The organism is Xanthomonas sp. WHRI 6106 (assembly GCF_040202405.1).
Lineage (GTDB): Bacteria > Pseudomonadota > Gammaproteobacteria > Xanthomonadales > Xanthomonadaceae > Xanthomonas > Xanthomonas cannabis.
Genome location: NZ_JBEGFC010000012.1, coordinates 126679 through 141062, shown reverse-complemented (window position 1 = coordinate 141062; position 14384 = coordinate 126679). Strand labels below are relative to the sequence as shown.

14 protein-coding genes are annotated in these 14384 nt (G+C 66.6%); 7 read left to right on the top strand and 7 right to left on the bottom strand.

What is annotated here, in order from left to right; all coding sequences use genetic code 11:
* Positions 1-8: 8 nt before the first annotated feature.
* The 3 genes from panE to ABQZ09_RS16900 are packed head-to-tail and all read right to left on the bottom strand — an operon-like array spanning position 9 to position 2757.
* Positions 9-953, bottom strand: a complete 945-nt coding sequence (gene panE, locus ABQZ09_RS16910; protein ID WP_349777433.1) for a 2-dehydropantoate 2-reductase — start codon at positions 951-953, stop codon at positions 9-11.
* Positions 953-1765 carry an ABC transporter permease gene (locus ABQZ09_RS16905; protein ID WP_193395421.1) on the bottom strand — a complete coding sequence of 271 codons (813 nt, stop codon included), beginning with the start codon at positions 1763-1765 and terminating at the stop codon, positions 953-955. The genes panE and ABQZ09_RS16905 overlap by 1 nt, the downstream gene beginning before the upstream one ends.
* Positions 1762-2757, bottom strand: a complete 996-nt coding sequence (locus ABQZ09_RS16900; RefSeq protein WP_166744937.1) for an ABC transporter ATP-binding protein — start codon at positions 2755-2757, stop codon at positions 1762-1764. Before ABQZ09_RS16900 ends, ABQZ09_RS16905 begins: the two co-directional genes overlap by 4 nt.
* Before the next feature lie 36 nt (positions 2758-2793).
* Between ABQZ09_RS16900 and ABQZ09_RS16895 the strand changes: the two genes are divergently transcribed.
* Positions 2794-3621 carry a ferredoxin--NADP reductase gene (locus ABQZ09_RS16895; RefSeq protein WP_349777432.1) on the top strand — a complete coding sequence of 276 codons (828 nt, stop codon included), beginning with the start codon at positions 2794-2796 and terminating at the stop codon, positions 3619-3621.
* Positions 3622-3707: 86 nt separating this feature from the next.
* Here ABQZ09_RS16895 and dmeF read toward each other — a convergent pair whose 3' ends face one another.
* Positions 3708-4688 carry a CDF family Co(II)/Ni(II) efflux transporter DmeF gene (gene dmeF / locus ABQZ09_RS16890; RefSeq protein ID WP_349777431.1) on the bottom strand — a complete coding sequence of 327 codons (981 nt, stop codon included), beginning with the start codon at positions 4686-4688 and terminating at the stop codon, positions 3708-3710.
* A gap of 64 nt (positions 4689-4752) precedes the next feature.
* Between dmeF and ABQZ09_RS16885 the strand changes: the two genes are divergently transcribed.
* The gene (locus ABQZ09_RS16885; RefSeq protein WP_104581238.1) at positions 4753-5025 is read left to right on the top strand and encodes a metal/formaldehyde-sensitive transcriptional repressor; all 273 of its coding nucleotides are present in this window, start codon (positions 4753-4755) and stop codon (positions 5023-5025) included.
* 139 nt (positions 5026-5164) lie between these two features.
* On the opposite strand, the gene ABQZ09_RS16880 is transcribed toward ABQZ09_RS16885, so the two are convergent.
* Positions 5165-6721: a GH39 family glycosyl hydrolase gene (locus tag ABQZ09_RS16880; protein ID WP_349777430.1), complete on the bottom strand. Its 1557-nt coding sequence runs from the start codon at positions 6719-6721 to the stop codon at positions 5165-5167.
* 321 nt (positions 6722-7042) lie between these two features.
* Here ABQZ09_RS16880 and ABQZ09_RS16875 point away from each other — a divergent pair, with 321 nt between their 5' ends.
* Genes ABQZ09_RS16875 through ABQZ09_RS16855 form a run of 5 tightly spaced genes read left to right on the top strand, consistent with a single transcriptional unit; the run spans position 7043 to position 11439 of the window.
* The gene (locus tag ABQZ09_RS16875) at positions 7043-7630 is read left to right on the top strand and encodes a hypothetical protein (RefSeq protein WP_349777429.1); all 588 of its coding nucleotides are present in this window, start codon (positions 7043-7045) and stop codon (positions 7628-7630) included.
* Entirely contained in the window at positions 7627-7827 is a 201-nt protein-coding gene (locus ABQZ09_RS16870; RefSeq protein WP_039406380.1) for a helix-turn-helix transcriptional regulator, read from the top strand. The genes ABQZ09_RS16875 and ABQZ09_RS16870 overlap by 4 nt, the downstream gene beginning before the upstream one ends.
* A gap of 60 nt (positions 7828-7887) precedes the next feature.
* On the top strand, positions 7888-9471 hold the full coding sequence (locus ABQZ09_RS16865; RefSeq protein ID WP_349777428.1) for an alpha/beta hydrolase: 1584 nt from the start codon (positions 7888-7890) through the stop codon (positions 9469-9471).
* Between the two features lie 31 nt (positions 9472-9502).
* Positions 9503-10249, top strand: a complete 747-nt coding sequence (locus ABQZ09_RS16860) for an ABC transporter ATP-binding protein (RefSeq protein ID WP_039406377.1) — start codon at positions 9503-9505, stop codon at positions 10247-10249.
* On the top strand, positions 10246-11439 hold the full coding sequence (locus ABQZ09_RS16855) for an ABC transporter permease (RefSeq protein WP_166744931.1): 1194 nt from the start codon (positions 10246-10248) through the stop codon (positions 11437-11439). The genes ABQZ09_RS16860 and ABQZ09_RS16855 overlap by 4 nt, the downstream gene beginning before the upstream one ends.
* A gap of 214 nt (positions 11440-11653) precedes the next feature.
* Here the strand turns inward: ABQZ09_RS16855 and ABQZ09_RS16850 are convergent, their stop codons facing one another.
* Together ABQZ09_RS16850 and ABQZ09_RS16845 are read right to left on the bottom strand one after the other, a co-directional pair.
* Positions 11654-12670: an energy transducer TonB gene (locus ABQZ09_RS16850; protein ID WP_166744930.1), complete on the bottom strand. Its 1017-nt coding sequence runs from the start codon at positions 12668-12670 to the stop codon at positions 11654-11656.
* 139 nt (positions 12671-12809) lie between these two features.
* Positions 12810-14378, bottom strand: a complete 1569-nt coding sequence (locus ABQZ09_RS16845; protein WP_166744929.1) for a tryptophan halogenase family protein — start codon at positions 14376-14378, stop codon at positions 12810-12812.
* Between the last annotated feature and the right edge of the window lie 6 nt (positions 14379-14384).

The window sequence follows — 14384 nt, the reverse complement described above, 5'->3', positions numbered from 1 at the left end:
ATCAACCATCAACCATGCCGCAACACCTGATATGCCTGCAGATGCACGTTGGCGGCCATCAGCAGCGGTGCATTGCGACCGGTTTCGCGCACGCGCTTGAGCATGTCGCCGACGATCTGCGCCGCTTCCACGTCCTGGCCGGCTTCCAGGTCGCGCAGCATCGAGGCCTTGAGCGGGGAGTCCACCTGCAACAGGGTCTGCAGCGCCTTGGCGCGCGCAGCTTCCGGAATCGACTGCCCGGCCGCGTCGGCCGCCCACAGGCATTCGTTGTACAGGCCGTTGATCACGGCGCGCCCATCGTCAGTGGCGACGATCGCCCCGACCGGGGCGCGCATCAGGCAGGTGGCCGCCGCCAGCGCGGTGAGAAAGCTGTACTTGATCCACTGCTCCTGCGCGATCTGCGCGCTGACCACATGGTCGATACCTGCCTGCGTGCACGCGGCCGCAAACGCCTGCACGCGCGCCGACTCCGCGCTGCCATCGCGCTCGCCGAAGGTCAGCGACGCCGGTTTGCCCAGGTGCAGGATCTCGCCATGCTCGCCCTTGGTGGCGCTGATGAAGCACAGCCCGCCCAGCACCCGCGCCGCGCCGAAGCGTTCGTCCAGCGCCGCGTAATGCCGCAGGCCGTTGAGGATGGGCAATACCGTGGTGTGCTCGCCCACCGCCGGCGCAATCGCTTCGATCGCGCTGTCCAGGTCATAGGCCTTGCAGCTGAGGATCACCAGATCGAACGGCCGCTGCGCCACCAGGGCCGGCAAGTCCTGCGCGGTGACATGCGCCACCGGCAGCTGCGCATCGCCCAGCGGGCTGCGAATGCGCAGGCCTTCGGCCTGCAGCTGCGCGGCGCGCGCATCGCGCACCAAGAAGGTGACATCGACACCGCCCTGCGCCAGGCGCCCGCCGAAATAACCGCCGGTGCCGCCGGCGCCCAGGATGAGAATGCGCATGGCCATCAACTCCGCAGCCCCACACCGCGCCGCAGCAGCCACAGCGCCAGCGCGCTGAGCACCGCCACAAAGCCCAGCATCAGCGCGTAGGCGACCCAGATCGGTACGTCCGAGCTGCCGAGCAGGCCGTAGCGGAACGCGTTGACCATGTAGAAGATCGGGTTGGCGTGGGTGGCCGCTTCGGCCCAGCCGGGCAGCAGTTTGACCGAATAGAACACGCCGCCCAGGTAGGTCAGCGGGGTCAGGATGAAGGTGGGTACGATCGCCACGTCGTCAAACTTCTTGGCATAGACCGCGTTGACGAAGCCGGCCAGCGAAAAAATGATCGCGCCCAGAAGCACGGTGGTCAGCGTGACGAACGGATGCGGGATGCGCACCGGGGTGAAGAACATCGCGATGATCAGCACGATTGCCCCGACCATCACCCCGCGCAACACCGCGCCGGAAACATAGCCCCACAGGATCACCCAGTTGGGCATCGGGCTGACCAGCAGTTCTTCCACATGACGGCCGAACTTGGCGCCGAAGAAGCTGGAGGAAATGTTGCCATAGCTGTTCTGGATCACGCTCATCATCACCAGGCCCGGCACGATGAACTGCATGTAGCTGTAGCCGCCCATGTCGCCGACGCGCGAGCCGATCAGCCCGCCGAAGATCAAGAAGTACAACGTCATGGTGATGGCCGGCGGCACCAGGGTCTGGCCCCAGATGCGCAGGATGCGCTGCACTTCGCGGCGCACGATGGTGCCCAGCGCAATCCAGTTGCGTTGGCGGGGTGTGGCAGGCGTGGCGGACATCGACGGCTCCGAGGGACTCATGGGTGACCTGCCGGGCGCGCGGGCGCCGCTGCGGCAGGGGCCGGGGCGGCGAGGGTCTCGCCGGGCCCGGTCAGGCGAACGAACAATTCTTCCAGCCGGTTGCTCTTGGTGCGCATCGAGCGCACCCGGATGCCGGCATCGCCCAGCGCGGCGAACACGCGGTTGAGGTCCATGGCGCGCGGCATGTCCAGATCCAGCGTATGGCCGTCGATGGCGGTGAGCGTGGTGCCTTCGATCGCCGGCAGCTGCGCGGGCAGGTCACCGTCGATATCGAACAGGAAGCCTTCCACGTCGAGCTTGGCCAGCAGCTCGCGCATCGGCCCCTGGGTGACGATCTGGCCGTGGTTGATGATGGCCAGGTTGCGGCACAGGTGCTCGGCTTCTTCCAGGTAATGCGTGGTCAGGATGATCGTGGTGCCGGCGGCGTTGATGTCCTTGAGCACGCGCCACATGTCACGGCGGATCTCAATGTCCACACCGGCGGTGGGCTCGTCCAGGATCAGCAGGCGCGGTTGGGTCATCATGGCGCGGGCGATCATCAGCCGGCGCTTCATGCCGCCGGAGAGCGTGCGGCTCATCACCTGGGCCTTTTCCCACAGATGTGCGCGGCGCAGTTCCACTTCGGCCAGCGCCTCGGCCTCGCTGCGCGGCATGCCGTAGAAACCGGCGTAGTTGACCAGGATGTCGAAGGGCTTTTCGAACAGGTTGAAGTTGATTTCCTGCGGCACCAGGCCGATCAGGCGCATCGCTTCGCTGCGATGGGCGACCAGGTCGGTGCCGAACACTTCCACCTGCCCGCCGGACAGGTTCACCAGCGAGCTGATGATGCCGATCAGGGTGGATTTACCGGCGCCGTTGGGGCCGAGCAGGGCGAAGAAATCGCCCGGTGCCACGTCCAGCGACACGCCCTTGAGCGCCTGGGTGCCGTTGTCGTAGGTCTTGCGCAGATCGCACACGCGCAGGGCGGGCGCATTGGAAGATGGGGAATTCAAGCCGGGTCCTTCGCGCCAGGGTGACGGCGCAGCGAGTTGCAGCCCGTTATTATAGAAGCCCGCGGGGGATCGCCCCGATCACAGACTGTCCCAAATACGTTCGTGCCCGTTCAATTCCCCCTCAAGCTTGTCGACCGGCGCATGATTGCGCCCACCGTGGCCCACTGCCAGTTTCTGCGTGACGACGGGCAGCCGCTGGATTTCCAGCCCGGGCAGTTCATCCAGATCCACTTCGACAACGTCGACGGCACCGCAACCAAGCGCAGCTATTCGCTGGCGACCATCCACGACCATGCGTTGGGACCGGGCGAGGCAGTGGATATCGCAGTGAGCTTCGTGCCGGGCGGCTCGGCCACGGCCCTGTTCGAAGGCCTGCAGATCGGCGACCAGCTGCAGGCCAGCGGGCCCTACGGCCGCTTCTGCCTGCAGCCGGGCGACCACAACCGGCGCTATGTACTGATCGCTACCGGCACCGGTGTCACCCCGTACCGCTCGATGCTGCCGTTGTTGGCCGAGGCGATGACCACCCGCGGCGTGCAGGTGGTGCTGCTGCAGGGCGCGCGCACGCCGGCCGAGCTGTTGTATGGGGATGATTTCCGCGCCTTTGCCGATGCGCATCCGCAGTTCCGCTACGTGCCGTGCTTCTCGCGCGAGTTGCCCGCCCAGCCGCATGCCGATGTGCGGCATGGCTATGTGCAGCAGCATCTGGCCGAAGTCGCCCCTGATGCGCAGACCGATATTGCCTACCTGTGCGGCAACCCGGACATGGTGGACAGCTGCGCCGAGGCCCTCAAGACCGCCGGTCTGCCGAACGCGCAGATCCGTCGCGAAAAGTACGTCAGCTCCACGCCGCCGAAAACCTGAGCACAGGCGTCAGCTTCCACGCACTGGCGCTGTCGCCTGGCGTGGTGACTGGCGCCTGTCCCGCGCCACCCGGAAGTCCTGTGGCCTTATGACGAAGCGGCGAGCTGCGCCGGGCGTAGCAACTCGACGGTGACGTGCACCAGCTCCTGGTGAACCTGCAGCGCCGTGCGCACCTGGTCTGCATCGATCGGTGCCTCGGTCACTAGGCTCAGCATGCAGGCATAGCGCTCGCTGCCGACGCGCCAGACATGCAGGTCGGTGATGTCGATGGCATGCGGCAGTTCGGCGATGACCTGCTTCACTTCCGCCACCACCGGCGCGTCCATTTCCGCGTCCAGCAGCACCCGGCCGGTACTGCGCAGCAGGCCCCATGCCCAGACGGTCACCAGCACCGCGCCGACGATGCCCATGATGGGGTCCAGCCACCTGACGCCCCACTGCATGCCGGCCACCAGGGCCACGATGGCCAGCACCGACGTGGCCGCATCGGCCACCACGTGCAGATAGGCCGCACGCAGGTTCAGATCGGCATGGCCTTCATGGCGATGATCATGACCATGGTGTGCGTGCTCATGCCCGTGACCATGATCATGCCCATGGGCGTGGCCATGCGAATCGCGCAACCACCAGGCGCAGACCAGATTGCCCAGCAGGCCGATCACCGCGATGACGGTGGCTTCCTGGTAGTGGATGGGCTGGGGCGAGAACAGCCGCTCCACCGACTGGAAGGCCATCAGGCCGGCCACGCCCAGCAGCAGCATCGCGCTGCTGTAGCCGCCCAGCACCTCGACCTTCCAGGTGCCGAAGGTGAAGCGCGCATTGCCGGCATGGCGGCGCGCGAACCGGTAGGCAAACAATGCCAGGCCCAGCGCAAGCGCATGCGAGCTCATATGCCAGCCATCGGCGAGCAGGGCCATCGAATTGAGCGCCCAGCCGCCCACGATCTCCACCACCATCATGACGACGGTCAGGACCACGGCCTTGCGGGTGCTGCGCTCGGCCAGCGGGTTGGCGCTGGCGAAGCTGTGCGACTGCGCGCAGTGAGGTGCGACGTGCGTGATCGACATCGGCAGGAGCTCTGGCTACGATACCCCCGCAGGGTATCTCAGATACCCCCATGGGGTATAGCCAGTGGCACATCTGAATCACGACAAATCCAAGCTGCTCGCACGCGTGCGCAGAATCCGCGGGCAGGTCGAAGGGCTGGAAAAGGCATTGGCGCAGGACGTGGACTGCACCGCGCTGCTGACCCAGGTGGCTGCCTTTCGCGGTGCAGCGCAGGGCTTGATGGTCGCGCTGCTCAGTGAGCACCTGAAGCATCACGTGGCTGCGCCGGATGCGCCGGGCGACCGCGAACAGGCCGTCGACGACGTCGCGGCCATCCTCAAGACCTATCTGAAGTGATTGTCTGAGCTGATCAGGGTGCGGTGACGCTGTGACGCCGGGCGTGCCGGCCGCGGCGCTGTGTCCAATCGCAACGCGTCACCGCGCAGCTGCGGTGGACACATTGCGTGCGGTTGCCGATCGCCGCTGTGCCTGACGCTCAGCGCGGTTCCAACGTCACCAGCACGACGTCGTTGCTGCGCATCGGTACGCTGACGTCCAGCACGCCATCGGCCCCCACGCGCACGGGCTTGTCCTGCTCGGGCGTATCGCGCGTGGCCTGCTGCAGCTGGGTCAGCTGCTTGGCGTTCAACGCCTTGGGCAGGCCCATGTCGATGTACAGCGACAGCGGGTCGTTGCGCCGGTAGCCGGTCTTGCGCACCTGCAAGGTGTAGTTGCCGGCAGGCACATGGGTCATGCGCAGCTGCAGCGGTGCGCTGTCGGTGGCTGGCACCTGCTTGGTATAAAACGGCGTATTGCTCACCGCCTGCACCGGCTGCTGCCAGTCCCACACCAACGCAGCGAGACGCTTGCCGTCCACCGCGGCCAAGGCATGTACATCGGCGAGCGGAATCTCGCGGCCCTTGAGCGCATTCAAGTACTTGTAGGCGAACCAGGCCGGCTTGCGGATGCCTTCGCGATTCATCAGCCCGAACCCACCATGGAACGGCGTGGGCGGCGGGCCGGGTTCCTCGAACAGATCGGTATAGGTCCAGTAGCTCATGCCCTGCACCAGGCCCTTGACCTGCTTGAGCTTGGTCAGGACGTAGGGCGCGTTGATGTAGCTGTCGTGCACGTAATCGCGCGGCGTGTAGCTGCTGCTCCACTCGGTGAAGTACAGCGGCAAGTCGGGATACGGCGATGCCTTGATCTGTGCGTGGACGCGACGCACATCGCCAACGATGGCATCCGGGGATGCCGACAGTTTGACGTCCTGCTTGCCGTCTTCATCCAGAAAGCCGCCATCCACGCCGTAGGTATGCGTGGTCACGAAATCGATCGGTAGCTTGCTTTCCGCCACGAAGGCCAGCAGCTCCGGGACCCAGTCCGCACCGGCGGTGGACGGGCCGCCGACGCGCAGCTTCGGGTCGATCGCCTTGATGGTGCGCGCGGTGTTGGCATACAGGTCGAAATAGGCCTGCTGATCGGCGTTTTCCCAGAAATCCTTGAGGTTGGGTTCGTTCCACACCTCGAAGTACCACTGGCGCACTTCGTCGGCGCCGTAGCGCGCACGGATGTGGCGCACATACGCATCGATCAACTGCGTCCACTTGGCGGGGTCCGGATGCGAGGTATTGCCCTTCCAGTAGAACAACGTCTGCTCGGAGGTCTTCATCGCGCTCGGGGTGAAGCCCAGTTCGACGAACGGGCGGATGCGCTTGGCCAGCAGCGCGTCGTAGAGCTGGTCCAGCTTGGTCCAGTCGTAGACGAGCTTGCCGTCGATCTCCTTCACCGTGCCGAGCGCGTCGTGGAAGACATCATGGAAGCGGATGTAGCGAAAGCCCAGCTCCTGCACCGCCGGCACCAGATGCGCCTGGGTGTCGCTGCGAATCAGCGTGCCGGGGAAATCCGAGCCGACCGACAGGTCATAGAAACGATCCATCGGCGCGCCGGCCGTGGCCAGATCCAGCTGGATCGTGCGCGGCGCGGTGCCCTGCGCCAGTGCAGAGGTCGCCACGCAGCCCAGGACCGCCACCAACAAAACAGGTAACCGCATCGTCGCTTCCGTTGAAGGTTGGGCATGCAGCCTAACGCAGGTGGGGCGTTGCACTGCAGTTGCGCGCAACACGTTCCCGCGAGCAGCGGCCGCGGGACGGATGCGCCCGGCTTAGGGTGTAAAGGGTGCTTGACAGGCGAATCCGGCAGGCGCATCGTGCCTGTCAAGCGTACTTGACAGGGCGAACGGGATGCAGCGGCAGCACGCGCACATGGAATGTCTGCGACACCACGCGTTGCCGGCACTGGCTCGGACGGCTGCTGGCATGCGCGCGTGCGATGGCCTGCCGTGGCGGGCGACGATGGTGCAGAGGCCATGCGCATGACCCGCTGCAAACGCACTGCGCTGCGCGTGTTCTGCCTGGGACTGGCCCTGCTCGGCGTCGGGCTGCTTGGTCTGTGGCAGGTGCTGCCGTTGAGCAGTTACCTTGCCGGGCTCAGCGCCGGCATCGGTGGATCGTGCATCCTGCTGTCCTTGCCGCTGTGGCTGGCACGCGGCGATATGCGCGACAGCACCCGCCCGGTGTTGGCGCGCCGCTATCGCCGCGAATTCGGCGTGCCGATGGTGGCGTACGTGGTGGTGATGCTGTTCTGGCGCTATCTGCTTGCACAGGTGAATCCGGACTGGGCGCGGGTGCTGATCGCCTTGCTGCCGGCGGTGCTGGTCATGCTGGTGATCCGCGCGGTGGCGCGTTACGTACGTGATTCGGACGAGATGCAACGGCGTATCGAGCTGGAAGCGATCGCCATGGCCGCCGGCCTGGTCAGCGGTGCATACATGACCGCCGGGTTTTTGCAGGCCGCCCGTCTGATCGACGTGCCCGCGAGCGCGGGGATGCTATGGGTGTTCCCGCTGCTCTGCGCGGTCTACGGCATCACCAAGGGCATCCATGCGCGTCGTTTTGCATGATTAGCCGCGTACGCGAATTGCGCGAGGCCAATGGCTGGTCACAAGGGGAGCTGGGCGAGCGGTTGGGCGTGTCGCGGCAAACGATCAATGCGCTGGAAACCGGCAAGTACGATCCCAGCCTGCCGTTGGCGTTTCGGATTGCACGGTTGTTCGGGGAATCGATCGAGCACGTTTTTCTTTACGAAGACGGGCAGTAGTTGCTGCGGTCACGCATGAGCGCATGCAACGTCAGGGGACAGGGACTACCAGGAGATAGGGTGAGTATGGTCAAGCAATCCACAGTGGTGGCGGCAGCGCTGATCGCGATGCTCGCGAGCGGCTGTCAGCGCGCACACGCGCCTGCCGACGGGCAGACCGGTGCAGTGGCGCCGGGCACCGCGCAGCCGCGCGCTGCAAGCACGCAGACAGGCAATGCGGCGGGCAATCGGTATGGCAGCCTGCAGTTCGCACCCTGCACGCTGAGCTCCGGCAGCGCCGCCGGCAACATCGAAGCGCAATGCGCAAGCCTGCGCGTGCCCGAAAATCCAGCCGCGCCGAGCGGGCGCAGCATCGCCTTGAAGATCGCCTGGCTGGAAAGCGATGCTGGCGCCGGCAGCGCGCCGGACCCGGTGTTCTTCATTGCCGGCGGGCCCGGGCAGTCGGCCACGCAGGTGGCGGCGATCGTGGACATGGGCCTGCGTGAGGTGCGCAAGCAGCGCGACCTCTTTCTGGTCGATCAGCGCGGCACCGGTGGCTCCCATCCGCTGCAATGTCGCACGGCCGCCGGCACGCCGTTGGAGATGCCAGGCGGTGCCGCAGCCAGCGTGAGCCAGCTCACCGACTACGCGCGGCAGTGCGCGGCCGGCCTGCGCAACGATGCCGATCCGCGCTACTTCACCACCGCCGAGGCCATTGCCGACCTGGATGCGGTGCGCGCCGCCCTGGGCGTGCAGCAGCTCAACCTGGTTGGGGGTTCGTATGGCACGCGCGTGGCGCAGCAGTATGCGATGCGCTACCCGCAGCACACCCGCAGCGTGGTGCTCGATGGTGTGGCGCCCAACGATCTGGTGATTGGCGGCGAGTTTGCACGCACCTTCGACGATGCGATTGCGCTACAGGCCAGGCAATGCGCCTCCACGCCGGCCTGTGCCAGACGTTTTACGGTCGACGCGCGCACCCAGCTGCGGCAGGTGGTCGAGCGCCTGCGCCAGGCGCCGGTGGCGGTGGACTATCGCGACCCGCGCACTGGCGCGCTGCGCCACGAGCAGGTGACCGCCGATACGGTGGTGGGGCTGGCGTTCGGGTTTTCGTATGCACCGGAAACCGCCTCGTTGCTGCCGTTGGTGCTGGACGAGGCGGCGGCAGGCCGTTACGCCTCGCTGATGGCGCTGGCGCAGATGAGTGCGTCGGACATGTCCGACCAGATGAATCGCCCGATGCAATGGTCGGTGTTGTGCAGCGAAGACGCCGGCCGCTATCGTGCGCCGCGTGACCAGGACGCCACCTTGCTGGGCAACGACGTGGCAGAGATGTTCTTCGCGCCATGCAAGGTGTGGCCGTCGAAGCCGGCACCGGCCGGGGCCTTCAAGCCGTTCGAATCGACGCTGCCGGTGCTGCTGCTGTCCGGCGAGCTCGATCCGGTCACGCCGCCGCGCTACGCCCAGCGCGTGCTGCAGGGCCTGCCCAATGGCCGCCATGTGATCGCGCCAGGGCAGGGGCACGGCGTGTTCCGGTTGGGGTGCATGCCCAAGGTGCTGAGCCAGTTCCTGCAGACCACCGACGCCAAGGCGCTGGATACGGCCTGCGTGGCCAGCCTCACCACCGTGCCTGCGTTCACCTCGTTCAACGGATGGGAACCATGAGCCGCATCGACCACGCCACGGAGGCGCACGCATGATCGTCGTCGAGAACCTGCATAAATCCTTCAAGACCAAGACCGGGCTGGTGAGCGCGGTGGACGGGGTCAGCTTCAGCGCCGCCGATGGGCAGATCACCGGCCTGCTCGGGCCCAACGGCGCCGGCAAGACCACCACCTTGCGCATGCTCTACACGCTGATGTCACCGGACCAGGGCCGCGTCACCGTCGATGGCGTGGACGCCGCGCACGACCCGGTTGCGGTGCGCCGTGCGCTGGGCGTGCTGCCGGATGCGCGCGGCGTGTACAAACGGCTGAGCGCCCGCGAAAACATCGCCTACTTCGGCGAGTTGCACGGCCTGTCGCGCACGCAGATCGCGCAGCGTACGCAGGTGTTGTCCGCCGCGCTGGACATGGACGACATTCTCGACCGCCAGACCGAAGGCTTCAGTCAGGGCCAACGCACCAAGACCGCCATTGCACGCGCGCTGGTGCACGACCCGCGCAACGTGATCCTGGACGAACCCACCAACGGCCTGGACGTGATGACCACCCGCGCCATGCGTGGCTTCCTGCAGCAGCTGCGCGCGGAAGGGCGCTGCGTGATCTTCTCCAGTCACATCATGCAGGAGGTGGCGGCGCTGTGCGATCGCATCGTCATCATCGCCAAGGGCACGGTAGTGGCCTGCGGCAGCGCCGACGAACTGCGCGCTGCCACCGGTGAAAGCAACCTGGAAGATGCCTTCGTCAAGGCGATCGGCTCGGAAGAAGGACTGCACGCATGAGCAAGACCACCCTGATGGCCACGCTGTGGGCGGTGCTGCGCAAGGAACTGCGCGACATCTCGCGCGACCGCCGCACCCTTGCACTGGCATTGCTGCTCTCGCCCCTGCTGTATCCCATCCTGATTCTCGGCATGGGCGCCTTGAGCGAAAGCCGCGTGCGCACCCAGATCGACAAGCCGCTGGACATCCCGACGCTCGGTCGCGAACACGCCCCCAACCTGGTGCGGTTTCTCGCCGCGCAGGGGCTCAACGCGGTGGATGCACCTGCAGACCTGACTGCCGCCATCCGTAACCAGGACGTGGACGTCGCCCTGCGCATCAGCGACAGCTACGCCGAGGACTGGCGCGAAGGCCGCCCGGCGTTGGTGGAGGTCATCAAGGACAGCACGCGCCGCGAGGCCGACGTGCCGAGCATGCGCCTGCAGGCGGCATTGAGTGGTTATAGCCAGCAGGTGGGTGCATTGCGGTTGCTGGCGCGCGGCATCGATGCGCAGGTGGGCCGGCCGCTGGACGTGGCCGCGCAGGACCTGGCGACCGCCGAAGCCAAGCGTGGTCAGGTCATGGCGATGCTGCTGCCGGTCTTGCTGGTGATCACCTCGTTTCTGGGCGGCGCCTCGTTGATCCTGGATGCCACGGCCGGCGAGCGCGAACGCCAGTCGCTTGAGCCGTTGCTGGCCACGCCTGCGCCACGCAGCGCGATCGTCAGCGGCAAGATCGCGGCGGCCTGCGTGATCGGCATGGTGTCGTTGCTGCTCACCTTGCTGGCCTTCAAGCTCAGTGCGCAATTGTCCTCGTCCAATCTGGGACGCCAGCTCAACGTGGGCTTCGTGCCGATGTTGCAGATGCTCTTCATCCTGGTGCCGATGCTGTTTGTGGGCACCTCGTTGCTGACGTATCTGGCGGCGGCCGCCAAGAGCATGAAGGAAGCGCAGGCCCACATGACCTGGCTGTTGCTGCTGCCGATGCTGCCGGGTTATGCGTTGATGGCGTATCCGTTGAAGACCCAGCTATGGCAGTTTGCGGTGCCGTTTCTGGCGCAGAACCAGATGCTGCTCAAGGTGATCCGCCACGAGACCATCAACGCGCAGACCTGGGCGGTGTATCTGCTGGCCGGTTTCGGGGTGGCGGCAGTGTTGTGGTACGCAGCAGTGCGCCGGTATCACCAGGAGCGCTTGGCGATTTCTGGGTGATGTGCCTTCTCCCGTCGGGGAAAGGTGCCCGAAGGGCGGATGAAGGTACGGCCTTGCGTGCAGGTTCAGCAGCACTTGCAACCACCGCTGCTCCTAGGTGCACAACCATCTAAGCGTGTCGCTGCAGCAGCCTCCACAACGCATCACCGCCACAACGCAAAAGCCCGCATCGCTGCGGGCTTTTGCGTTTCCTATGTCATCGCCGATCCAGCCATCAACCGCCCGGGTTGAACGACAGCGTACGCCGCGTGGTTACCGGTGCGGTCACCGGTTCGAAGCGCCAGCGCTTGACCGCATTGAGCGCTTCGCGGTCGAACACGCGCGGCGGGTTGGCACGCAGCACGCGCGAGGCGGTGATCGAGCCGTCGGTGCCGACGGTGATCTCCACCAGCACTTCGCCGGAGGTGCCGGCGCGCAGGGCCTCGGGCGGGTAGCGCGGTGCCGGGGTACTGATCGGACGCAGCGACTGCGCGGCCGGTGCGGCGGCCGCGGCGGCTGCCGGGGCCGGACGTGGCGCCGCCGGTGCGGGTGCCGGGGCCTCGGCCTGATGGCGCGCAGCGGCCTGGCGCTCGGCGTCGGCGGTCTGCTGGCGGGCGGCTTCCTGCTGGGCGGCAATCTGCTGGGCAGCGGCGGCCTCGCGGGTCTGCTGTTCGGCCAGGCGCTTCTGCTCGGCAGCCTGCTTGGCCTTGTCCTCGACCAGCTTCTTGGCCTGCTCGGCATCCTGCTCGGAGCGGTTGGCGGCGGTCTTCATGGCCGTGTCCAGGCCGCTCTTCAGGCGCGGCAGTGCCGGGGCCTTGGGGTCGACCTTTTCGATCAGTGCGATCAGCCGCTGCGCTTCGGGGAATTCCTCGCGGCTGATGCCCTGTTCGGCGGCGATCAGCGTGTAGGGCAGCAGGTCGGTCAGCGCGCTGTTGACGGTGGCGTCCTGCGGCTGCTTTTCGCGCAAGGCCAGGTAGTACTCCACCGCGTTGTCGCCGGCCGGCGCGTACATGCGGTTGTCCTGCAGCGCCTTGGTGGCCGATGCGCGCAACTGGTCGGCGGCCATCGACTGCACCTGCGGCGAGACTGCGGTGGCCGGCGTTGCTGCCGCAGCCGGTGCGGCCGGCGTGGCGCCGGTGGCTGGCGCGGTGGTGGCGGCCTTGTCTTCCTGCTTGGAGCAGGCGGCCAGGCCCACCAGCAAAATGACCGGCGCGATCCGGCGTGCCATACGGCCCTGTGTCAGATCCAACATGCGTCCCCCTTACCCCGAGTGCGAAAGATTACGTTGCTGCGGCGAGCGCCGGCCATTGTTCCCGCAATGGACGGCAGTGCCGCAATCTAGCATTGCTGGGGCGTTGGAAGCGAAGGGTTGCAGCGCCAGGAGGCGAAATTCATCCCGCCGGGGCCGCCATGGCGGCTACATCGGCCGGTGTGCGTGCGGCAGGGTCGGGCAGCGGGACGGCCGGGCAGTGGTGACGCAGGAACTGTGCATGCGGCGGCAGGCTGGCCACGGTCGCGTCCACGCGCTCGCGGATGCTTTCCAGAAAGTGGCTCAGCTCCGCATCGCCCATCAGGTCGGCCACCGGGTGATGCTGCTGCGGCACGATGCCCTGGCCCAGCATCACCTGCACCCAGGAATTTTCTGCAAACAACTCGTTGCCCTGGTGGAACACGCGCCCGCTCTGGCGGAACAGTTCCATCCGGTGACGCAGCGAGTCGGGGATGTCCATCGCGGCGCAGTCGCGCCAGAACGGCGTGTCGCGGCGCTCGGTGGCGTGGTAATGCAGGATCACGAAATCGCGGATGTGCGCGATTTCGTCGGCGGCCTGGCGGTTGTATTCGGCGATGTCCACCGCGTTGATGACCTGCGGAAAGGTCTGCAACAAGCGGACGATGCCGCGCTGGATCAGATGGATGTTGGTCGACTCGATCGGCTCCAGGAAGCCGCTGGCCAGCCCCAGCGCCACGCAGTTCTTCTCCCACACGCGCTGGCGCTGGTTGGGCGTGAAGCGCAGTGCGCGCGGCTCTGTCAGCGCGCGTCCCTGCAGGTTGCGCTCCAGCACGGCCCTGGCGCTGTCCTGGTCGGTGTAGCGGCTGGAATACACGATGCCGTTGCCCACCCGGTGCTGCAGCGGAATGCGCCACATCCACCCGGCCTGGTCGGCCCGCGCCCGCGTATAGGTCACCGGCGGGCCTACCGATTCGGTCTGCACGGCCAGCGCGCTGTCGGCAAACAACCAGCGCGACCAGTCGTCGCTGCCCACGCCCAGGGTCTTGCCGATCAGCAATGCCGCAAAGCCGGTGCAGTCGATGAACAGGTCGCCTTCCACGCGGCTGCCGTTGTCCAGTGTCAGCGCGGTGAGGAAACCGCTGTGCGGGTCGGTCTCGACCTGGCCGATGCGTCCTTCGATGCGCTGCACCCCGAAGCCTTCGCTGAAGCGACGCAGGAAGCGCGCGTACAGACCGGCATCCAGATGGTAGGCATAGTTCATGCCGCCGTTGGGCAAATGCGCGAACCGCCCTTCCTGGGTGGCGCGCAATTCCAGGCAGTAGTCGCCGAAGTCGCGCGCCACGCCACGCTGGCGGCCCTTCAACCAGAAATGATGAAAGCCTGCGCTCCAGTGATCGGTACCGGTATGGCCGAAGGAGTGGATGTAGTGCCTGTCCACGTCGCGCCAATGTTCGAAGGCGATGCCGAGCTTGAAGGTGGCCTGGGTGGCGGCCATGAACGCGGCCTCGTCGATCTCCAGCAGCCGGTGGAAGGTGACCAGGCTGGGGATGGTGGCTTCGCCCACGCCCACCGTGCCGATCTCGTCCGATTCCACCAGGGTGATCTGCAACTGCCGGCCCAGCAGCTTGGACAGCGCGGCGGCGGCCATCCAGCCGGCGGTGCCGCCACCGGCGATGACGACCCGACGCACCGGGCGCTGCGTCGGGTCTGGGGAAGTGGTGTGGGCCATGGGTCA